This is a genomic window from Flavobacterium sp. NG2, assembly GCF_034119845.1.
GTDB lineage: Bacteria > Bacteroidota > Bacteroidia > Flavobacteriales > Flavobacteriaceae > Flavobacterium.
Map to the genome: position 1 here is coordinate 2,122,944 of NZ_CP139420.1, position 23,996 is coordinate 2,146,939.

The 23,996-nt window shown below is 33.9% G+C and carries 16 protein-coding genes; 13 read left to right on the forward strand and 3 right to left on the reverse strand.

What is annotated here, in order from left to right; genetic code table 11:
- Positions 1 to 4 precede the first annotated feature (4 nt).
- The 3 genes from SLW70_RS08965 to SLW70_RS08975 all read right to left on the reverse strand — a co-directional run bounded on the left by SLW70_RS08965 (position 5) and on the right by SLW70_RS08975 (position 4,962).
- A complete protein-coding gene (locus SLW70_RS08965) occupies positions 5 to 1,378 on the reverse strand; it encodes an FGGY-family carbohydrate kinase (RefSeq protein ID WP_320887965.1) in 1,374 nt (457 codons plus the stop codon).
- Between the two features lie 10 nt (positions 1,379 to 1,388).
- Entirely contained in the window at positions 1,389 to 2,669 is a 1,281-nt protein-coding gene (locus SLW70_RS08970) for a sugar isomerase (RefSeq protein ID WP_320887966.1), read from the reverse strand.
- 187 nt (positions 2,670 to 2,856) lie between these two features.
- On the reverse strand, positions 2,857 to 4,962 hold the full coding sequence (locus SLW70_RS08975) for a bifunctional aldolase/short-chain dehydrogenase (RefSeq protein WP_320887968.1): 2,106 nt from the start codon (positions 4,960 to 4,962) through the stop codon (positions 2,857 to 2,859).
- Between the two features lie 604 nt (positions 4,963 to 5,566).
- Here SLW70_RS08975 and SLW70_RS08980 point away from each other — a divergent pair.
- The 13 genes from SLW70_RS08980 to SLW70_RS09040 all read left to right on the forward strand — a co-directional run bounded on the left by SLW70_RS08980 (position 5,567) and on the right by SLW70_RS09040 (position 23,454).
- Positions 5,567 to 6,565: a GntR family transcriptional regulator gene (locus SLW70_RS08980; protein WP_320887970.1), complete on the forward strand. Its 999-nt coding sequence runs from the start codon at positions 5,567 to 5,569 to the stop codon at positions 6,563 to 6,565.
- 3 nt (positions 6,566 to 6,568) lie between these two features.
- Positions 6,569 to 8,050 carry a xylulokinase gene (locus tag SLW70_RS08985; RefSeq protein WP_320887971.1) on the forward strand — a complete coding sequence of 494 codons (1,482 nt, stop codon included), beginning with the start codon at positions 6,569 to 6,571 and terminating at the stop codon, positions 8,048 to 8,050.
- 13 nt (positions 8,051 to 8,063) lie between these two features.
- Entirely contained in the window at positions 8,064 to 9,389 is a 1,326-nt protein-coding gene (gene xylA, locus SLW70_RS08990) for a xylose isomerase (protein WP_320887972.1), read from the forward strand.
- Positions 9,390 to 9,717: 328 nt separating this feature from the next.
- Entirely contained in the window at positions 9,718 to 11,187 is a 1,470-nt protein-coding gene (gene xylE / locus SLW70_RS08995) for a D-xylose transporter XylE (RefSeq protein ID WP_320887973.1), read from the forward strand.
- A gap of 13 nt (positions 11,188 to 11,200) precedes the next feature.
- Positions 11,201 to 11,854, forward strand: coding sequence for a fructose-6-phosphate aldolase (gene fsa / locus SLW70_RS09000; RefSeq protein ID WP_320887974.1), 654 nt, complete (start codon positions 11,201 to 11,203; stop codon positions 11,852 to 11,854).
- A gap of 2 nt (positions 11,855 to 11,856) precedes the next feature.
- Positions 11,857 to 12,699, forward strand: a complete 843-nt coding sequence (locus tag SLW70_RS09005; RefSeq protein ID WP_320887976.1) for a transketolase — start codon at positions 11,857 to 11,859, stop codon at positions 12,697 to 12,699.
- A gap of 73 nt (positions 12,700 to 12,772) precedes the next feature.
- Positions 12,773 to 13,729 carry a transketolase family protein gene (locus SLW70_RS09010; RefSeq protein WP_320887977.1) on the forward strand — a complete coding sequence of 319 codons (957 nt, stop codon included), beginning with the start codon at positions 12,773 to 12,775 and terminating at the stop codon, positions 13,727 to 13,729.
- A 209-nt stretch (positions 13,730 to 13,938) separates the two neighbouring features.
- The gene (locus SLW70_RS09015; RefSeq protein ID WP_320887978.1) at positions 13,939 to 14,922 is read left to right on the forward strand and encodes a Gfo/Idh/MocA family oxidoreductase; all 984 of its coding nucleotides are present in this window, start codon (positions 13,939 to 13,941) and stop codon (positions 14,920 to 14,922) included.
- Complete coding sequence (locus SLW70_RS09020) at positions 14,912 to 15,928, forward strand: aldose epimerase family protein (protein WP_320887980.1); 1,017 nt, start codon at positions 14,912 to 14,914, stop codon at positions 15,926 to 15,928. Before SLW70_RS09015 ends, SLW70_RS09020 begins: the two co-directional genes overlap by 11 nt.
- A 180-nt stretch (positions 15,929 to 16,108) precedes the next feature.
- Positions 16,109 to 17,155: a GntR family transcriptional regulator gene (locus SLW70_RS09025; RefSeq protein WP_320887981.1), complete on the forward strand. Its 1,047-nt coding sequence runs from the start codon at positions 16,109 to 16,111 to the stop codon at positions 17,153 to 17,155.
- A gap of 921 nt (positions 17,156 to 18,076) precedes the next feature.
- A complete protein-coding gene (locus SLW70_RS09030; protein ID WP_320887982.1) occupies positions 18,077 to 21,172 on the forward strand; it encodes a TonB-dependent receptor in 3,096 nt (1,031 codons plus the stop codon).
- 22 nt (positions 21,173 to 21,194) lie between these two features.
- Positions 21,195 to 22,706, forward strand: coding sequence for a RagB/SusD family nutrient uptake outer membrane protein (locus tag SLW70_RS09035; protein ID WP_320887984.1), 1,512 nt, complete (start codon positions 21,195 to 21,197; stop codon positions 22,704 to 22,706).
- Positions 22,707 to 22,728: 22 nt separating this feature from the next.
- Complete coding sequence (locus SLW70_RS09040) at positions 22,729 to 23,454, forward strand: hypothetical protein (protein WP_320887985.1); 726 nt, start codon at positions 22,729 to 22,731, stop codon at positions 23,452 to 23,454.
- The last annotated feature ends 542 nt before the right edge of the window (positions 23,455 to 23,996 follow it).

Consider the following 23,996-nt stretch of genomic DNA (forward strand, 5'->3'; position numbering starts at 1 on the left):
TTTTTTAATTGATTATAAAAGGAACGTGTTTTTTGAGCGAATAATTTTCTTTCAAAAACTTAGAGTTCAATTTGGTGTCCGAGATAGAAATAGCTGCTCCAAGGGCTGAGCCTAACGAAGAATTCGTAGAACGAAGCACCATATCTCTTAGATAATGAGATAATAGTTTGATAAATACATCATTATCACTAAAACCACCATCGACAAAGAGTTTCTTTATTTTGGTGTTTCCAGCGGCTCTTTTGATGCTTTGTACTTGTAATAGAACCAATTCAATCATCAAGTGATGGTAGGCCTCCTTGAAATTATCATAAATAATCTCTGTTTTTGCAGGCATGTTAGCATCTTCAATAGCATTCCATCTGAAACAATATTTGAAATCCTTTTTGATTTTATGATACAAATTAGAGTCAAATAAAACGGTTTTATGATAGTCATGCGCTAAACCAAAATGATCTGCTAAGGCATGTACTTGATGTGTGTATTCATTCCCTAATAACAATCGAGCTGATTTCACGGGTTTACCGTTAATTCGCATATAATTGATACAGTCGTCTTGAATGTCTTTTACCGTTAACGTTTTATCTGAAAAAGGATTCAGAGAAACGCTCCAAGTTCCAGTAGAGACTAAAACAAAAGGCTCTTTGGAACTTCGCACATAAGGCAATAAAGCCGAAGAACTATCGTGAATTCCTACTCCAATTTTAATTCTTTTTCCGTTGTAGTTCATATTGATACTCGTCTCGGTAGAAACAATAGGAGGGAGGATTTTGTGAATTTCTTCTTCGTACACCCAAGAGTGATAATCTTTCTTTTCATAATCCCAAAGTGCGGTATGACATCCAATACTGGTGTACTCGCTCAATGGAATTCCTGTAAAGATATAACTCATATATTGTGGCAAGTGCAACGAGTATTTTATCTTTTTGAATACTTCAGGTTTGGTGTGTTTTAACCAATACAATTGCATGCCTGAATTTAACATACCGGAATTAGTTGAACCTGTTTTAGCCGAAAATTCAATTTCAGGCCCATATTTTTCATAGAACGAAGCGATTAACGCTTCGTCCATAGGCTTTGTATAATTGTATAAAGGCGTTACGATTTCGCCATTTTCATCCAAATGAACAAAACTAGCGCCGTAGGTAGAGAAATTGATGGCTTTTACATCGTATTCCTGTGCCTCTAATATTCTATGAAATAATTCTTTGAGCCATTTATGTAAAGCTACGATGTCTTCGGTAGGAAAGCCATCTTCATCCTGAATTTCATCAAATTTTATGTATTCGCGATACACTTCCTTGAAGTCTTTATCAAAGAGGAAGAATTTTTTATTGGTTTTTCCAATATCAAAAACGGCGGTTACTTTCTGTTTCATGCTCTTTATATTATAGACCAGTAGCTACTGAATGCAGACCTCTTTCTTTGATTAATCCGTTTCTAACATCTAAAGAACGGAAAGCATTGATAGGACTAATGACACCACCTCTGTTCAATCTTGCTTTTTCAAGCAATGGTCTAACATCCGTTCTGTAGGCACCTTGCAAAATTTCTTGGCATTTTACTACATCATGAGCTAGTTGTGCTGCTTTTAAAGCTGCTTGGTCTACTAATAATGCTTTAGCAAATGCTTCTTGAATAGCCTCCAATGATTGGATTAAATCTTCCAAAGGATCTTTTACGTTATGACTCGCATCAATCATCCAAGCTAAGTCTGGATTTTGTGGGTTGTTAGCCATTCCGTACACCAATTCGTTAAAAATTAAGAATAAAGCATAAGGTTTGATACTTCCAGCGGTTAAATCGTCATCACCGTATTTACTATCGTTGAAGTGGAAACCTCCTAATTTTCCTTTTAACATCAAAATGGAAACGATTTGTTCAATATTGCTGTTTGGTAAATGGTGTCCTAAATCGACTAATGATAAAGCTTTTTCACCACATTCGTTAGCCAACATAAACGAAGTTCCCCAATCTTGAATTACAGTAGAGTAGAAGTTAGGCTCATAAGGTTTGTATTCAATTAACATTTTCCAGTCTTCAGGCAATCCTTTGTAGATGTCTTTTAAACTGTCTTGTGTGTTTTGTAAAGCTGCTTGAAAGTTGTTTTGTCCTGGGAAACAAGATCCATCCGCTAACCAAACTGTTAATGCTTTTGACCCTAATTTGTTACCAATGTTGATTACATCAATATTGTGTTGGATGGCTTGTTCTCTTACCTCTTTTTCAATATTACTTAACGAACCGTATTTGTAGCTGTATTTAGAATCTTTTTGATCTTGAAACGTGTTAGAATTTACCGCATCAAATTTAATGTCTAATGATTGTGCCAATTCTTTAACAGCATTGTAATCTTGTGGTACATCCCATGGAATGTGTAATGAAACCGCACCAGCAGTTTGTGTTAAAGAGTGGATTAATCCAATATCTTCAATTTTTTGTTCCAAAGTAGAAGGTTCTCCGTAGAAAGAAAAACGTCCAAAACGTGTTCCTCCAGCTCCCAATGCCCAGCTTGGGATAGCAATTTGAAAATCAGCCAATTTAGAAAGGATAGCCTCTACATTGTGACCGTTTTTAGTTAATTTATTGGCTAAGAAATCAAAATTTTCTTTATGTGAATCAAGACCACTTTTGTTAGCATCTTGAATTTGGTCTTTAGTTATTTTCATAATAGTATTTTTATATATGTCGAAAGTGAAAAGTCTAAGGTCGAAAGAAAGAAAGGAACTGAAACAGTTACAATAATTTAAGAATTTCGACTTTAGAACCAAAATTATTAGGTACCAAGTTTCTAAGATATTATTGACTAAAATCTTAGTCTCTTAGCACCTTAGGAACTTAGTACCTTAAAAGTTTTTATCTTACAAAAGCATTGGCCATTCCACCATCAACATTGATGATGTTACCAGTAGATTTGTCAAGGATACCTACTAAAGCAAATACACCGTTAGCAATATCATCTGGAGTAATGATTTCGTTTAATAAATTTCTTTTAGCGTAGAATGCTGGTAATTCTTCAACGGTAATTCCGTTCGCTTTAGCTCTTCCTTCAGCCCAAGCACCTTCCCAGATTTTACTTCCTACAATAACACCGTCAGGGTTTACCGTATTTACTCTTACTTTGTCTTTTGCTAATTCAGCTGCTAATAAACGCACCATGTGTTGTTGCGCTGCTTTTGCAGTTCCGTAAGCGACATTGTTTGGTCCTGCTACTAAACCATTTTTACTAGCAATAGCAATATAATCACCACCCAAACCTTGTTTGCGAACGATTTCAGTAAATTGTTTCGCTAAATCAAATTGTCCTTTTACAAGGATACTTTGTAGAATATTCCAGTCTTTATCAGTTGTGTCTTCGATAGATTTAGAAATCGCTAATCCAGCACTGTGAACGATGATGTCCACACCACCAAATTCAATAACGGCTTTTTTGTAAGCAGAAGCGATAGATTCAATATTCGTTACATCACAAACAGCATAAGTTGAAACGTCTCTTTTGTAAGTAGCATTTGCTTCGATAAGAGCATCTTCGTTGATATCAGTAAGGACTACATTAGCGCCATTTGCTGCTAATTTATCAGCAATCGCTTTACCAATTCCTCCACCTGCACCAGTAACTAAGGCTACTTTACGAGACAAAGCCGCTTCTTTTGGCATACGTGATAATTTAGCTTCTTCTAGCAACCAATATTCGATATCAAAAGCCTCTTGTCTTGGTAATGAAGTGTAGGCTGTAATTGCCTCAGCACCACGCATTACGTTGATAGCGTTGATGTAAAATTCGCTTGCAACTCTAGTAGTTTGTTTGTCTTTTGAGAAACTAAACATACCTACTCCAGGATAAATAATGATCACAGGGTTTGGATCACGCATCGCTGGGCTATTGCTTTTTTTGCAAGTATCGTAATAGTTTTTATATTCTTGTCTGTAAGCTTCAAATGCCGGCTCTAATTTTTTAAGAATAGCGTTCGAATCAGATAAATCTTCATTTGGATCTAAAGTCAATACTAAAGGTTGGATTTTAGTTCTCAAGAAGTGATCTGGGCAAGAAGTCCCCATAGGCGCTAAACGCTCTAAGTCATTACTGTTGATGTATTCCATCACCACATCACTATCAGAGAAGTGACCAATCATTCTTTTTTCAGAAGAACAAAGACCTCTTAATAAAGGCATGATTTGAGCTGCTTTTTCAAGACGCTCTTCTTTTGGTAAACTTTGTACTTTTTGTCCACCAAAAACACTTCCTTTTTCAGCAATTTTTTTCTCAATATATTCAGAAGCCATTTCGATAACTTCTAAACTGTTGATATAACACTCATAAGAAGTATCTCCCCAAGTAAACAAACCGTGAGAACCTAAAACGATTCCTCTAATGCCAGGATTATCAGCCAAACATTTTTCTAGTTGAAGACCTAAGTCAAAACCAGGACGTTGCCATGGCACCCATCCCATAGTGTCGCCCCAAATTTCTTTGGTTACTTTTTCGCTATCTGCAGCAGCTGCTACAGCAATTAACGCATCAGGGTGTAAGTGATCAATATGTGCAAAAGGTAATAAACCGTGTAAAGGTGTATCGATAGAAGGTGCTTTACTATCTAAGTCATAAATACAGTGATCAAAAAGTCCTACCATACGGTCTTCATCTTCAAGACCTCCGTATACTTTTTTCAAGTCACGTAATCTGTCCGTATATAAACCTGCAATACCAGCTCTAGTTAAAGTCCCAATATCACCACCAGAACCTTTCACCCACATTACTTCTACTTCCGCATTGGTCAAAGGGTCTTTTTCGATAGTTTTACAACTAGTGTTTCCACCACCATAATTAGTGATTCTAAGGTCTGCCCCTAAAATGTTTGAGCGATATAAAAATAAAGCTACTTGATCATCTCCTAAAGCATTTGCTTTGTCATTATCCCACAGGTAATTAACGTGGTTGAATTTTTTTACTGCTGTATCCATAAAACGAGTTTTTATTATAATGTTTAAAGCAAATTTAAGTTAGTGTTTTGTTCTTTGTATCCTGCTGTGTACTGCTTTTGATGATTTTGCATAGTAATATATTAATACTTTTTTAAAAAAGCGTTTTTTTTAGGGGCTTAAAATGAAATTTTGACAGTTTTTTTAATGGTTCGTTATTGTTTTATGGTAGTAAAGACGGGGTTGTAATACTAGTTATCTATTATAATCCATGTTTATAAGGAAAAGGTTATGCTGTTCTCTTGTTCGTTTGAATTAATTAATACAGAGATGGGGAAATGTTTTTTGAACCATAAAGGTCTTGTTGTTAGAGGGTTGATTGGTGATTGTTTTTTTGTAACAATTTATAAAAACAGTTTTTTATGTTTATAATTGGTTTGCATTTTAAATATTTATTTATATTTGCAGCACAGGACAGCACAGAACAGTATGATTTTACAGTTTTTTGTGTTTGTGCAGGACAATACAGGATGGTTATGCCTTCTGTTATGTGTAATTTTATTTTTAATTGGTTTTTAAATCAATTATTGATTAGAGTTTTTAGATAGACTTACTTTTAATAATGCTTGAGATAAAATGATATATTATGGAAAATACTAGTGTTTTTGAATTGGGGAAAGAAGCTGATGTTCCCAAATACCAGCAATTAGTTGATGCCATTAAAAATGCCATTGCTAAAAAAGAGCTAGTCGTTGGGGCTGAATTACCATCAGTGAATAGTGTGAGTAAATCTAGTAAGCTATCAAGAGACACTGTTTTTAAAGCGTATATGATTTTAAAGGAACAGGGCGTAGTTGATTCAGTGCCAGGAAAAGGGTATTATGTGGTGGGAGAAACACGTAAAGTGTTACTTGTTCTTGATACTTTTAAAGCATATAAAGAAGTTTTGTATCACTCCTTTATTAATAATTTGCCAGATAATTTTATTACAGACGTACAGTTTCATCATTACAATACCGATAATTTTAAAACCATAATCAATAATAGTCTGGGCAAATATTATAAATATGTGGTGATGCCCTTTGATGATAAAGAGGTGCCTGAGGTTTTATCCACATTACCTACAGATAAATTATTATTAATTGACTGGAATATTCATTTTCAATTGCATAATAATTACATTTTTCAAGATTTTGGAAAATCATTTTACGATTCACTAGTAGAAGCCAAAGAGTTGTTTAATAACTATAAAGCTATTCATTTCATATATCCCAATTATACACATCATGCTTTTGAATCGATTCAGTTCTTTAGAAAGTATTGTCAAGATTTTGAATTCGACTATCAAATTGTTACGGATTCAAAGAATTGGAAAGTCGAAAAAAATATTGCTTATATCAGTGTGAGTGATCGCGTTTTAGGGCAGTTTTTAGAGCAATGTCAAGAGATGGGTTTTGAGCCCGGAAAAGACGTTGGTATTTTGTCCTATAATGAAACTCCTATGAAGAAATTTATATATAAAGGAATTACAGTTGTATCAACTGATTTTAAAGAATTAGGAACCAAAGGTGCAGAGTTTGTAACATCAAACAAACCGATGCAAATGTATGTTCCAACAAAATTAACAATAAGAGAATCACTATAAACTATGTATTACATTGGATTTGATCTAGGAAGTTCTTCAATAAAAGTAGCTCTTGTCGAAATGGCAACGGGAAAAAGTATTGATGTGGCTCAAGAACCAGAGAATGAAATGAGTATGCTTGCCATAAAAAATGGATGGGCAGAACAAAAACCTGAAGATTGGTGGCAACATAGCTGTAATGCTATTGCAAAATTAAAAAAGAAACACAGTATTACGGCTGATCAAATCAAGGGTATTGGTATTTCGTATCAAATGCATGGTTTGGTTTTGGTTGACAAAGAAGGAAATACGCTTCGTCAATCGATTATTTGGTGTGATAGCCGTGCGGTAGCTATTGGGAGAGAGGCCTTTGAAGGAATTGGGGAGGAAAAATGCAGCACGCATTTGTTAAACTCACCAAGTAATTTTACAGCTTCAAAATTAAAGTGGGTCAAAGAAAATGAACCCGAAATTTACAGTCGTATCCATAAGTTTATGTTACCGGGAGATTATTTAGCGTTCCGTTTTTCAAATGAAATTAATACAACGATGTCAGGACTGTCTGAAGGAATGTTTTGGGATTTCAAAAAAGATACGGTTGCAGATTTCTTGTTAAGCTACTACGGTATTGACGCTTCGTTAGTGCCAGATATTGTGGATACTTTTGGGTTACAATCTAGAGTAGACGAAAAAGGAGCACAAGAAAGCGGATTGGCAGTAGGTACACCTATATTTTATAGAGCAGGTGACCAACCTAATAATGCTCTTTCATTAAATGTACTTAATCCTGGTGAAGTAGCAGCAACTGGTGGAACTTCAGGGGTTGTTTATGCTGTAACTGAAAGTTTGTCGAGCAAAGAAAGTACCCGAGTAAACAATTTTGCTCACGTAAATTATTTAAAAAACGCACCAAGGATTGGTAAGCTGTTAAACATCAACGGCGCAGGGATTCAGTACCGATGGTTGTTGAATAATCTAGCGGTCTCTTCTTACGATGAAATGAATAGTTTAGCTCAAGAAGTTCAAGTAGGATCTGATGGAGTGGTGGTCATTCCTTTTGGAAATGGTGCTGAGCGTATGCTTAACAACCAAGAAATTGGGACACGCTTGGTAAATGTTAATTTGAATAACCATCAAAAAGGGCATTTGTGTCGTGCGGCACTTGAAGGTATCGCTTTTTCATTCATTTATGGCATGGAAATCATGAAATCAGACGGGATTGAAATTAAGGTGATGCGTGCAGGAAATGACAATTTATTTCGATCTGCCATTTTCTCCAATACCATTGCGACTTTGATGAATTGCGAAATCCAAATATACAAAACTACTGGTGCCATAGGAGCAGCACGTGCAGCAGGATTACATGAAGGAGATTTTGAAAAATTCGGAAAAAATATTAACGATAACGACTATGTGATGAGTTATCATCCTTTGGATAATAGATCAAATTACCATGAGGCATATCAAAATTGGAAAAAAGAATTAGAATTAATAATCAACAAATAAAAATTATAAAAAAATGGCAATTTTAGGCAATAAAGAATACTTCAAAGGAATTGGAGATATTAAGTTTGAAGGAAAAGAATCTGACAATCCGTTAGCATTCAAATATTATAATCCAGACCAAGTAGTAGCTGGAAAAACCATGCGTGAGCATTTTAAATTTGCTATCGCTTATTGGCATACCTTCTGTGGGCAAGGTTCAGACCCATTTGGACCAGGAACACAAAGTTTTCCATGGGACCAACCTTCAGATGCTATTGCTGCTGCAAAAGAAAAAGCAGATGCAGCTTTTGAATTTGTAACCAAAATGGGATTTGATTACTACTGTTTCCATGATTTTGATTTGGTAAATGAAGGAGCAACTTTTGCAGAGTCAGAAAAAAGAATCGTTACTATCACCGAATATTTGAAAGAAAAACAAGCTGCCTCTGGAGTAAAATTACTTTGGGGAACTTCAAACTGTTTTTCGAATCCACGTTATATGAATGGTGCTTCGACCAATCCAGATTTCAATGTATTAGCTAGAGCTGGTGGTCAAGTAAAAGTAGCTTTGGATGCTACTATTGCCTTAGGTGGAGAGAACTACGTTTTCTGGGGAGGACGTGAAGGGTATATGTCTTTGTTGAATACTGATATGGGGCGTGAGCTAGACCATATGGCTCAATTCCTTACAAAAGCTAGAGATTATGCTAGAGCGCAAGGATTTAAAGGAACTTTCTTTATCGAACCAAAACCAATGGAACCAATGAAACACCAATACGATTTTGATTCGGCTACGGCAATTGGATTCTTACGTCAATATGGTTTAGATAAAGATTTCAAAATCAATATCGAAGTAAACCACGCAACTTTGGCACAACATACTTTTCAACATGAAATTGAAGTGGCAGCCAACGCTGGAATGTTAGGAAGCATCGATGCAAATCGCGGAGATTATCAAAATGGTTGGGATACGGATCAATTCCCAAATAACATCCAAGAAACTACCGAAGCGATGTTGGTGTTCTTAAAAGCAGGTGGATTGCAAGGAGGAGGAGTGAATTTTGATGCTAAAATCAGAAGAAACTCAACTGATATGGAAGACGTATTCTTAGCACATATTGGTGGTGCTGATACTTTTGCAAGAGCTTTATTGACTGCAGACAAAATCATCACTTCATCAGCTTATGATAAATTAAGAAAAGAAAGATACAGTTCATTTGATTCTGGAAAAGGAAAAGATTTTGAAAACGGAAAATTAGGTTTAGAAGACTTATACAAAATTGCACAAGAGAACGGCGAGCTTACTTTACAAAGTGGTAAGCAAGAATTGTTCGAAAATATTATCAATCAATATATATAATATTCATTGATGAAAAATTGTTTTAGTTAGTTGTTTTTAAATGAAAAGGTATCGAGTATGTTTTGTTTTATGGTGAAATAACAGCTCGGTACTTTTTCTTGTTTAAGCTAGATTACGCATTGGAACACGGATAACACAGATGAAACGGATTTACACAGATTTTTTAATTGTTTTATAATATAAAATCTCCGTAAAAAAAATCAATAATATCCTAATGCGGATTTTGGATTTAAAGAAGTAGAACCAGTTCTTTAGATGTATTCAACTAAGATTGCTAACAATTTAGATTTAATGAAAAATTATTAACCAACCCACAAATTTTAAAATTATGAATACAACAGCAAATTCCAATTATTTATGGAAGTTAACATTAGTAGCCACTCTAGGCGGACTTTTGTTTGGTTATGATACAGCAGTAATATCCGGGACGGTAAGTTCATTGGATAAGTTTTTTGTAATGCCTTTTGGTTTAGGAGAGCTTGAAGCAAATGCAAGATTAGGTTTTTTAGTCTCTAGTGCCTTGATAGGATGTATTATTGGAGGTGTTTTTGGCGGGCTAATTAGCAAAAAATTTGGTCGAAAAAACGGCCTTATTTTAGCAGCAGTTTTGTTTTTAATATCTGCCATTGGATCAGCTATGCCAGAAATGTTATTGAGACCAATTGGTGAAGGTGATCACACTTTTATCTATGTATTTGTGGTATATCGTATCATTGGAGGTGTTGGAGTCGGATTAGCTTCTATGTTATCGCCTTTGTATATTGCTGAAATAGCCCCAGCCAAAAGCAGAGGAAAACTGGTTTCGATGAATCAATTTGCCATCATTTTTGGTATGCTTGTGGTTTATTTTGTGAACTATTATATCGCTCAACAAGGGGATTCTACTTGGTTGGATTCAATCGGTTGGAGATGGATGTTTGCTTCTGAAATTATTCCTGCAGCTTTATTTCTTTTCTTTTTGTTTTTTGTACCTGATACGCCAAGGTCTTTGTTGTTGAAATCACAACCTGAAAAAGCATTGGAAGTATTAGTTAAAGTGAATGGAAAAGCTGAGGCTAATAAAATTTTAGAGGAAATAAAAAGTACGGTGGTTCAAAGTTCAGGAAAGTTATTTTCATATGGAATTCCTGTTATTGTATTTGGTGTTTTAATTTCAGTTTTCCAACAGTTTGTAGGGATAAATGTAGTGTTGTATTATGCTCCCGAAATTTTCAAAAGCATGGGGTCAGGAACCGATACTGCTTTGTTACAAACCATCATTGTAGGAGGTGTGAATTTGATTTTTACGGTAATTGCTATTCAAACGGTGGATAGTGTGGGTAGAAAACCATTAATGATGATTGGTGCTTTAGGAATGGCTGTAGCGATGTTTGCTTTAGGAACAGCATTTTTTACAAATTCATTAGGAATGTTTGCCTTAATCTGCATGTTAGTTTATGTGGCAGCATTTGCGATGAGTTGGGGACCTGTAGCTTGGGTATTATTATCTGAGATGTTCCCGAACGATGTGCGTGGAAAAGCCTTGGCTGTTGCCGTGGCAGCACAATGGATTTCTAATTATGTGGTGTCTTGGACTTTCCCTATGATGGATAAAAATAGTTATCTACTAGCACAATTCAATCATGGTTTTGCGTATTGGATTTACGGTTTGATGGGCGTTTTAGCGATGCTATTTATTTGGAAATATATTCCAGAGACCAAAGGAAAGACTTTGGAAGATATGAATAATTTATGGAGTGAAAAAGTGAATGAAGAAACTGAAATCGATTCCGTTTCTACTTCTCAAATAATAAAATAATTAAAAAAAAGAAATGAAATTTTTTATAGATACAGCAAATTTAAGTGAAATAGCAGAAGCACAAGCTTTAGGGGTATTAGACGGAGTAACAACCAATCCATCGTTAATGGCTAAAGAAGGCATTACTGGAAAGGATAATATTTTGAAACATTATTTAGCTATCTGCAATATTGTGGATGGTGATGTCTCTGCCGAAGTAATTGCAACAGATTTTGAAGGTATGGTGCGTGAGGGTGAAGAATTGGCAGCTTTACATCCTCAAATTGTGGTAAAATTACCTATGATAAGTGATGGAGTGAAAGCTTGTAAATATTTTTCAGATAAAGGAATTAGAACCAATGTAACTCTTGTTTTTTCAGTAGGTCAAGCTTTATTGGCGGCAAAAGCAGGGGCAACTTATGTGTCTCCTTTCCTTGGACGATTAGATGATATTTGTACGGATGGTATGGGATTGATTGCTGAAATCAGACAAGTATATGATAATTACGATTTTCAAACGCAAATATTGTCTGCTTCTGTTCGTAATACGATGCACGTTGTTAATTGTGCTAAATTGGGTTCAGATGTAATGACAGGACCATTATCGTCTATTACTGGATTATTGAAACACCCATTGACAGATAGCGGATTAGCACAGTTTTTAGCCGATTATCAAAAAGGAAATTAAGGATGGAAATCAATCAACTGCAAGAGATTGTTAGCCAAACTAGAAGGGATATTTTGCGAATGGTTCACAAAGTAAATTCAGGGCATCCTGGAGGTTCTTTGGGCTGTACGGAATTTATGGTGGCACTTTATAATGAAGTGATGGAACTAAAAGAAGGTTTTGATATGCATGCGATAAATGAAGATGTTTTCTTCTTGTCAAACGGTCATATTTCGCCTGTTTTTTATAGTGTTCTGGCACGAAAAGGATATTTTTCTATTGAAGAGTTGAACTCTTTTCGCTTATTAAATTCTAGACTACAAGGTCATCCTACAACGCATGAAGGGTTAGAGGGAGTTCGCATTGCTTCAGGTTCTTTGGGACAAGGAATGTCGGTTGCCATTGGAACGGCATTGACTAAAAAACTGAATAATGATAGTCATTTAGTCTACAGTTTGCACGGAGACGGTGAATTGCAAGAAGGTCAAAACTGGGAAGCGATTATGTTTGCTTCAGCTAAAAATATTGATAATTACATTGCCACCATCGATTTTAATGGACAACAAATTGACGGCCCTACAGACAAAGTCTTGAACATGGGAAGTTTGAAAGCTAAGTTTGAAGCCTTTGACTGGGATGTTCTTGAAATTAAAGAGGGAAATTCTATCGAAGCCGTTATTAAAGGAATGAAAGAAGCAAAAGCAAGAACGGGTAAAGGAAAACCAGTTTGTGTATTGCTTCATACGGTAATGGGACATGGTGTTGATTTTATGATGTACACCCATGCTTGGCACGGAAAAGCACCTAATGATGAGCAATTAGCAAATGCATTAAGTCAAAATCCAGAAACTTTAGGCGATTATTAGAAAGTTGGCAGTGGTCAGTTTTTAGTATTCAGTTTTTTTGACTGGAGCTAAAATCTTTAAAAAAGAAAAGAATATGAAAAAATACACATACACAGAAGAAAAAGATACTCGTTCAGGTTTTGGAGCAGGTTTAGCAGCCTTAGGAAGATCAAATCCTAATGTGGTAGCTTTATGTGCTGACCTTATAGGCTCACTTAAGATGGAGAAATTTATTGAAGAAAACCCAGAGCGTTTTGTTCAAGTGGGAATTGCCGAAGCTAATATGATGTGTATTGCGGCGGGAATGACAATAGGAGGTAAAATTCCATTTACAGGAACTTTTGCGAATTTTTCTACAGGTAGAGTGTACGATCAAATTCGTCAATCGATTGCGTATTCTGATAAGAATGTTAAGATTTGTGCTTCGCATGCAGGATTGACATTGGGTGAAGATGGAGCAACACACCAAATTTTAGAAGATATTGGTTTGATGAAAATGTTGCCTGGAATGACGGTAATCAACACTTGTGATTACAATCAAACCAAAGCGGCAACTATCGCTATTGCTGATTATGAAGGACCTGTTTATTTGCGCTTTGGACGTCCTGTAGTACCTGTTTTTACACCCGAAGATCAGGTGTTTGAAGTAGGGAAAGCAGTGATGCTTAACGAAGGTGCTGACGTAACTATTGTTGCTACAGGACACTTGGTTTGGGAAGCCATTTTAGCAGGTGAAGAACTAGAAAAATTAGGTATTGATGCCGAAATAATCAACATTCACACCATTAAACCGTTGGATGCTAATGCAATTTTAAAGTCGGTGGCTAAAACAGGTTGTATTGTTACTTGTGAGGAACATAATTATTTAGGAGGATTAGGTGAAAGCATTGCAGGATTATTATCATTGAATGAACCAACTCCTCAGGAATATGTGGCGACCAAAGATACTTTTGGCGAAAGCGGTACTCCTGCGCAATTAATGGCAAAATACGGATTGAATGCTGAGGCAATTGTCAAAGCAACTCAAAAAGTATTGGCTAGAAAAAAATAAATTTTTTATAAAGAATAAGTATCTACTGGACATCATTTTCTAGAGATGAAATGCGATAGGAATACTTTTCTTGTCGCATTTTTTTGTTCATAAAATTTTTAGCCACGAATTAATTAAGTTTAATTTTTTAATTCGTGGCTAAAAAAAAAAAATAAACATGCAATAAATGCTTTTTGTTTTAAAGGGTAGAATTCAAATGCTAAAAAAATATGAGTACCAAAAAAATAAAATGGGGAATTTTAGGATTGGGAAATATTGCCAATCAATTTGCTTTTGACTTAGCTTTGGTAGCTGACGCCGAATTGTATGCGGTAGCTTCTCGAAGTATAGACAAGGCTAATGCTTTTGCAGAAAAACACCATGCTACAGTTGTTTATGAAGATTATACTACCCTTATCAATGATCCTCAAGTAGATATTATTTATATCGCCACACCACACGACTCGCATGCATCACTTGCAGTTCAGGCTTTGAATGAAAAAAAGCATGTGTTATGCGAAAAACCAGTGGCATTGAATCACAAACAAGCTTCGGAAATGGTTGCGGCAGCCAAAGCCAACGGCCGTTTCTTTATGGAAGCTTTTTGGACACGATTTAATCCTTCTTTTCAGCAAGCACTTTTGAAAATAAAGCAAGGAGAACTTGGAGAAATACGATATATCAATGCTGATTTTTCATATTTGATTAACAATCCTAGCGGTAGAATGACCGATTTAGATTTGGGTGGTGGTTCGCTATTAGATATGGGCGTTTATCCTTTAATGCTAGCTTATGTGGTGCTTGGTAAGCCTGAAAAGGTCTTGGCTTCGGGATTGTTTTTTGAAACGGGGGCAGACCAACAAACAGCGATGATTTTGCAATATAAAAACGCACAAGCGGTGTTGCAAAGTAGTTTTATGTCGCATTCGAATATGGTGGCGACTATTAGCGGAACGGCTGGCAGAATTAACTTAAATGGCTTTTGGCATGAAGCCCAAGGCTTTAATTTTATAAAAAGTGACCATCAAACGGAATATTGTTTTCCTACCAAAGGAAGAGGATTTACCTATGAAATTGAAGAATGTCATAAATGTATTCAACAAGAAGCTATTGAAAGCACAGTTTGGTCCCATCAAAATTGTTTGGACTTGATTTCTATTGTTGATGCAGTACGAGTACAAACCGGTTTAAAATATACCATAGATGAAAACTAATATACTTGAGGATACTATTGAGAACAATGGGAATCCTACATTACGAATTGTAACGATAAAAAACGAAAACGGAATGACGCTCCAGTTGACTAATTATGGAGCAACCATTATGAGTTTAAAAGTGCCTAATAAACAAGGGACTTTGACTGAAGTAAATGTTGGATTGGAATCAGTTGAAGATTATTTGGGAGTGATATATAAAGAGAATCCATTGTATTTAGGAAGTTCGATAGGGCGTTATGCTGGACGTATTTCAAAGGGAAGTTTTTTTGTAAATAATGATCAATACCAAATATATCATGACGATGGAGTGCATTTGCATGGTGGTAAATCGGGATTTGATGACAAACTTTGGGAGATATCTAAAATCACAGAAACTACTGTTGAAATGCGTTATTTGAGTCCTCATCTGGAAGAAGGGTATCCAGGTAATTTGGCTGTGAAAGTGATCTTTGAATTGACAGAGAACAATGCTTTGAAGATTACATATACTGCTAAAACGGACAGTGCTTGTCCTGTAAATTTGACCAGTCATCCGTATTTCAATTTGAATGGGAAAGGAACTGTTTTACAACATGATTTAAAAATAAACAGTAGTGCTTATCTCGAAGTAAGTTCACAATTATTACCTTCAGGAAAAATCCTTAATTCAGAACATACTAATTTTGATAGGAGAGAATTTTCTAAATTAGGGAGAGAAGATTTTATTGGTTTTGATGATACATTTGTGTTGGATGCAGCGCCTATTAAAGCCATATTGTTTTCGGCTGAAACGGGAATTGAACTTAATGTGTATTCCAATCAAAAAGGAATGGTGGTTTTTACTCCAAAATACTTTCCAGACTTGCCTTTTGCCATAGATTTTTCAAATATTGCATTTCCTGCTATTTGTTTTGAACCTCAAAATTTCCCTGATGCTCCCCATTATTCGGATTTTCCAAATTCAATTTTAGAACCAGGAGAAAAATATTCTAATGAAATTATTTATGCCTTCTCTATACGTTAACATAAAAACATCTAAAATCTTTTTATAAACAGCCACTTAGTACTATTGGTATCCTAGTTTGGTACTTTAAAACCCTCTATTAGACTTAAATTTGTTAAAGAGATAATAGGAATTGAAGTGAGCTAATTAGTTGTTCTTGTTGTTGTTAATTAAGATTTTATAAATATAAATTATATTTCAATGGATTTTTCTAAAAATATCATCATTGACGAGGAATCAAGAGTTCCAAAGTACAGACAGATTGTAGAAGCTGTAATTCATAATATTTCAAATGGAAAAATTAGAGTCAATGAAAAAATTCCATCTATAAATTTTTTTAGTGAAGAATTTGGTTTGTCGAGAGATACTGTCGAGAGAGCTTATAATATTTTGAAAGAAAGGAAAATAATCACTTCTATCAGAGGTAAGGGATATTATATTACCAGAACAGATTTGATTTCTAAAATTAATGTTTTATTTCTGGTTAATAAATTGAGTTCATATAAGATGATTATGTATAATGAATTTATTAACAGCATAGGACCAAGCGCTCATGTTGATTTACATATTTATCATTGTGATGAATCTTTGTTTTTAAATTTGTTAGAGAAATTTAAATCGGCCTATGATTATTATGTGATAATGCCACATTTTAAAACTGAGGATTTGAAACATATAAGTTATACTCCTCAAGTTTTAGAAACTCTTAAAGAGATTCCTTCTGAAAAATTAATTTTGATGGATAATAATAATATGAATATAGGCAATGGTGTTGCTGAAATTTATCAAGACTTTGAAGAAGATATCTATAATGGATTGAAGGAAGGTTTAGAAAAAATACTGAAATACAGTAAATTGATTTTAGTTTACCCAGAAAAATCAGTCTATCCTTATCCAAGACGAATTTTACATGGCTTTAGAAAATTTTGTGTTGAATTTAATATTGATTTCCAAGTTATTAATGAGGTGTGTGCAGATATTGTCTTAAAAAAAGGGGATCTGTTTATTACAATTGCCGAAACTGATTTGGTTATTTTGATTAATCAAATTAGGAATGAAGAATTTGTTTTAGGAAATGACATTGGTGTTATTTCATATAACGATTCACCACTCAAAGATTTATTAGGTATATCCGTACTTTCAACAGATTTTGTCTTTATAGGAAAAAGAACAGCTAACATGATTTTGAATCATGAAAAAGATAAAATTAGAGCACCTTTTAGGTTTATTGATAGAAACTCTATTTAGAGTTTATAACACAATTCTAAATTAGTAAAGCACCATAAACAGAATCGTTTTTGGTGCTTTTTTTTTGTCTTATTCTGTTGATATCCAATCCTGTACTGTTTGTTATTGGTAGCGCTTGTAAATGGTTTTAGAAAACTCAATATATTATAAAGATTTGGCAGTATTAACCTCTTGATTGATTGTGAATAACAGAATTTATAGTATGTGAACTCTTTTTAATTTTTGTTGTAGAAGTTTAATGTTTGTTCAATTTTTTGTCCTAAATGTTAATGTAAATGTTAAAATAGCAGGATAGTTCAGGATACTTCTATTGATGTTTTTTGCTTACTTTGTAAATATGATTGAATTCTATAACGACTCACCATCAAAATAATAATTGGGGATTTCGGTGATGACTTCAGAATTTATATCTCACAAACAAACCGTCTTATTATCCTCGCCAATAAGCTTAAAAGGGTTACGGTTCCTTTAAGTATCGCTTATTGAAATTCAATTTTATTTATTTGCATAATTTCATGTAAGTATTAGCAAAACATTCTATTTAATAATGTTTTGGCCTAATTAATTTGCTTTATTTTTTAATTGATTATTGCAAATTTTTTTAATGATTCACCTTCAAAATTTTTAGTGCAAATTTTGATAACGAATTTAAATTCTTTTAAATACAAGCCGCTAACCTAATCTTCTGTAATGAGGAGGATCTTGTTCGGACTTTTTTTAATGATAATTATATTTTCATTTAATTATTGATAAAATTTTAACACAATAACGCTAAAGTAGCATTTTTAAGGACGCTTTTGACTGCTTGTTTGCTTTATTTGTAATTTGATTAAATAGATGTTTTACCTATTTAGTTTATAAACTTCGAGTTGTTTCGTACAACCAAATATTAATTTTTTTACATTAAAACTAACTAAGATTATGGAAAAAAAAGAAAAAAAGATTACTAATTTATTAAGCATTTATTCCCTCGTATTGCTTATGTTTTTAGTTGGGGGAAATATAGCTAGTGCCCAGACAGCAATGGTTACTGGTCAAGTAACTTCCGAGGATGGACTGGGAATACCAGGGGTGAATGTCCTTCAAAAAGGGACTAAAAATATTGTCACTACTAATTTTGATGGTAATTATAGTATTAAATTAGAAGTAGGGAAGCAAATTTTAGTTTTTTCATATTTAGGATATGAAACACAGGAAGTTTCGGTAAAAGGAAAAACTCAAAAAAATATTTTATTATCAGAAGACCTACAACAACTAGATGAAATAGTGGTAATTGGGTATGGAGAAGTAAAAAGAGCTGACGTAAATGGAGCTGTAGGTTCGGTTAAATCGGAATCTCTTATGCAAGTAGCTCCAGTAAGTGCTCTAGAAGGGATGCAAGGCCGTGTGGCAGGTGTTCAAATCACATCTGATGGTGGTCCAGGTTCTGGTTCTGAAATTCAGATTAGAGGTATTTCTACCTTTGGAGCAGGTACCTCGCCTTTATATATTGTAGACGGACAACAAGTAGATGATATTGACAATATAAATCCATCGGATATACAAAATATTGATGTGCTAAAAGATGGTGCATCGGCAGCTATCTATGGTTCAAAAGCTGCAAATGGGGTAGTATTAGTAACTACAAAACAAGGTAAAGCTGGTTTTCCTAAAATGAGTGTGGATTATATTAGTTCATATAGTTTTTTAAACAACTTGGTGCCTGTATCTAATACTAGACAATTTAATAAATTTGAAAAATTAAGAACGGGTAGCCAGGATGCCTCTGGTGCAGTAATTGATTCATTAGGAATTAGAAACCAATTGGTGGTAGATGTTCAAGATGCTATTAAACGTGTGGGTACTAAAAATCAATTAAACTTAGCATTTAGCGGAGGTTCTGAAAAATCTAAATTTTACTGGAACACAAGTTATTTAGACGAGTCGGGAATTATTATTGGTAGTGGTTATAATAGAATCACTTCTAATTTAAAAGTTGATTTTGACTTAAATAAATATATTACTGCTGGTATGCGTATCAATGGGACATATGAATTACAAGATGGTATTAATGAAAGTGCTGTTTTTCGTGAAGTATCATACAGACAACCCAATGTATTATTGATTGACTTTGATGGCTCTTATATTAGAGAGCGTTATGCTAGAAACAACCCTGTAGCAAGAGCAGCATTGGCTGTTAATGATAATAGACAATTTAGATCTTCTATTTTTAATTATATTAATTTTAAAATCAGCCCTTCTTTATCATTCAAGACAACCTTGGGATTAAATTATCGTAATCAAAAACTCAATGAGTTTAGACCACAAGAAACCGTAAATATTGACAATGGTAAAATTACTGGTCGAGAAAGACAACGTACTTATTATGATGTGCAAAGTGAAAACTTCTTGAACTATAAAAAGAGCCTAAAAGGAGGACATAACTTGAGTGGTTTATTAGGGTATTCTGTTCAAAAATGGAATATTGAATTGTCTGACTTAAATGCTATTGAATTTAACAATGATTATATTCAGACTTTTAACAATGTAAAAGAATATAATTTAAATTCTACAGGAACATCAGCCTCAAATCATTCATTGTCTTCAGTATATGGAAGACTCGGGTATGACTTCAAAGGAAAGTATTTTGTAACAGGTTCTTTGCGTAGAGATGGTTCTTCTAGATTTGGTGCTAATAAAAGATGGGGTAACTTTCCTGCTGCCCAATTGGGTTGGAAAGTTTCTAAAGAAGGTTTCATGAAGTCAGTTCATTTTTTAAATGACTTAAAATTAAGAGCGAGTTACGCCATTACAGGTAACGAAAGAATTGGTGATTTTGAAAGTATTGCCCTTTATTCTCCAGGATCTTTTTACAACAGTATCAACGGTTTTGCACCAGTGCAATTGGGTAATGACAATTTAGGATGGGAAGAAACGGCTCAACAAAATTATGGTATTGACTTAGCATTATTTAAAAGACGTTTAAATATTTCGGTAGATCGATACGTAAAAACAACTACTGATTTGCTTTATGAAGTGCCTATTCCTCAAGAAACAGGTTTTTCTAATGTTAGAACAAATATTGGTTCTGTTGAAAATAGAGGGTGGGAAGTAAGTGCTTCGTACCGAGCGATTAAAACTAATAATTTCTCATGGTCAACAGGTTTTAACTTGGCTTACAACAAAAACAAGGTGCTAGACCTAGCTGATGATGATGGATTTGAATCAGGTGGTTATTTAATTCAAGAAGGAGAATCATTGGGTAATATGTATGGGTACAAAAATTTAGGTGTATTTCAATATGACGAATCCAATGCTTTTACGCCAGAAGGAACTAGGTTAACACCCAATTTTGATTCAAACCAAAATTTTGTAAACTATACTCTTAATGGACAAGAATACTCAGGGACTATCGAAAAATTAAAATACTCTAATAGAGTTTTAAAAGGTGGAGACATCATTTTTGAAGACCAAGATGGTGATTTTAATATTGATGCAGCCAGTGATAGAGTAGTTATAGGAAACGGACTTTCTGATTTTGTTGGTGGTTTTAACAATAGTTTTAATTACAAAGGTTTTGGTATGTCATTTCTAATTACCTATAATTTTGGTAATGATATCTATAGAAATTATGACCACATTAGAGATAAAGCAAGTAACTCTGTTTATACACCAAATCCTGAACGTATTGATGGTGCTTGGGTAAAACAAGGAGATATTGCTAGATACCCTAGCTTAGAAACTAGTAGAGCCAATAACAGAAGTGGTTTTGAATCTAATTATGTAAGTCAAGCTGATTTTATCAAATTGAGAAATGTAAAATTTGGATATAATTTTTCAAAAGAAACATTAAAAAAAATAGGCTTTATAAACAAACTAACGCTTAGTGCCAACTTTAATAATCTTTTTATGTTAACTAATTATGAAGGTTATAATCCAGAACTAGGAAATAGAGGGAATCCATTACAGCCAGGTTGGGACAGCTTGCGTTACCCAAATAAGACCGAAATTATCTTTGGACTAAACGTACAGTTTTAATAATAACTTTAAAAATTAACACATGAAAAGACATATATATAAAGTAATACTGTTTTCATTTTTAGTAGTTGGTTTAACTACTTCTTGTGAAGATGTTTTAGACGAAAAACCACTAAGCCAACTAGCAGATGAATCTTTTTGGCTCACCAATCAAGATGCCGAATTAGGAATAGCATCGGTCTATGATGCCATGCAAGACGCTTATAAAGTGAAACGTTTTATGTGGGGGGAATTTAGAGCAGATAATTATGTAGTATCAGATAAACCACAACCTGATACGCAAGATTTAATTACAAATAACTTGACACCTGAATCTTCAAGTAATTATTTGCAATGGAATGAATTGTATAAAATGATTTTTAGAGCCAATCTAGCCATCGAAAAAATTCCGCAAATTCCACAATACAGAAAACAATTATTAGGTGAAGCTTATGCTTTAAGAGCTTATGCTTATTTTGATGCCTATAGAGTTTGGGGTGGTGTTCCATTGTTTGTAAAAGCAGACCTTTCATTCTCTCCAGAATCTATTAGGCCTAGAGCTACGCCTCAAGAAGTACTAGATCTTGTTTTGGCTGATATTAAATTGGCCGAAGAAAACTTAACAGTAGTTTCTTCTCGTCATCAATTTTCAAGAACAAGTTTATTAGCTTTCAAAGCAGAGGTGATGATGTATTTAAATAAATTTCTAGAAGCTAACAATATTTTAGAGGAGCTAGTAAATAGTAAAGCTTTTTCGTTAACAAAAAATAGAACCGAATGGCGTAATTTATTTTTAAATGATGAAGTAAGATTTCCTGGTGAAGGACAGGAAGGACCTGAATTGATTATGTCTATAAGATATAATTTTGAAGAAGATGGTAATAGAGCTTCGGGTGTGTATACAACTTTTTTCCAAGGAGTACCATCTTATTGGGTAGCTCCAAAATTAGTTGAGGAATGGGAAGCTAAGTTTCCTACTGATTCTTTAGAATGGGTTACAAAATACCCAGGTGTAGACCCTCATGTATTTGAAATAAACGAAGATACTGGTGAAAAGAATTTTAAATATGGTGATTATCGTTATTATGAATCGATTACAGAGCTTGGTTCAACAGGTGAAGATTTAAGGGTTTCAAAGTATCATAAAAGTAATATTAGTCCAAGTATAGATGATACAGATATAATTCTCTTTAGATACGCAGATATGTTATTACTAAAAGCTGAAGCATTAAATAAACTTGATCGACAAGCTGAAGCAATTGCTATCTTAAACGACATCAGAAAAGCTCGTGAATTACCACAAGTAAATTCTGGAACAACTCCAGATATTGTAAATGTAAATGACAAAACCGAAGTTGAAAACTTTATCCTTAGTGAAAGACGTTTAGAACTTCTTGGCGAAGGTACAAGATGGTGGGATTTGGTCAGAACAGGAAAAGCTGTACAAGTAATGGCGCCAATCAATGGATTGAAACAAAATGAAATTCTTTGGCCAATATGGTTTAGACATCGAATTGACAATCCAAAGCTGACTCAAAACGAAGCATATAAATAATATTTAATTAAAAAAGATACACATGAATACATTAAAAATAAAATTTAGACTAGGAATCTTTTTGATGTCCTTGCTAGTTCCTTTTACTTTTATAAGTTGTGATTTAGAACCTCAAAAGAAATTCAAATTTGATTCGGAGGTAACTCCTCAAGTTACCTTTGGTTCCATGACAGTTTGGGAATGGCTACAAACAAATCCCAAAGGTGAATTTAATTTTATGATTGAAGCAATCAAACAAACAGGATTGCAAGATGTTTATAACACCTCAACAAAAAAACAAACTTTCTTTTTGATGAAAGATCCCAATTGGACAAATAATGGTCCTGGTTTTTTTAGTAAAGAATTTTCATTAAGAAATACTGCCAATAGAGATCCAGCAGATGTTTTTGCCGACCCTAAAGTCAATTTAGATATCGTACGTAATGCATTGCTTCACCTCATTTTGGATGAATATGTAGACCAAGGGCCTAATCATTTAAAAACCTTAGATCAAAATTATACTTTCAATACCTTGTCAAACGATGTAAACAACAAAACGATGACCATTAACAGAGATTGGAATTATAATATGCAAATAAATGCCTCACCAGATTTGCCTACTGGCGGATTGGGTAAGATAAACGCAACTGTAGGCTATCATAATTATATTTTCTCAAATGGTAATTGCGTAGCACACATCTTAGCACTTGGACGAAATGCTAAAATGACCAGAAGGTATAAGTTTGGTCAACCTTTGTTTGGAATCTAATAGCTTGAAATAGTAAAATTAGGCTTAGGTTTTATTACCGAAGCCTTTTTTTATATCATGTTTTTTTTAGGATTGTAAAATTATTATGTCCTTACAGATATTTGTTTTGAGATTATTGCGTTTTACTTAAGCCTAAAATCTGGATTTGGAACTCTTTCATTTTTTTCAAACTGACCTATCTGCTAATAGTCAGGTTAGGCATATTTTTACAGATTTTATCTTATAAAATTAATTAAAGAATATGTTTTCCAATGTGTAATTTAGGTTAAAAGTTACCGCTCTTAAAAAAGAATGACTCGAAGAATGACTATGGCATTAAATTGATAAAACAGTTTTTAATTAGGTTAAAAACAGATAAATAGTATTGCTTATAGTTTTAATATTTTGTTGTTGTTAAACAAAAAAAATAATACTCAAATCAGGAATTATGTAGCCTAAATGGTTGAAGATTATTTTAGAAATCAACTCTTTGTTACCATTTCTTAATATTCATATAGCTTTAAATAATTAGCTATTTATTGGTGAACTTCCCTTGGTCATGG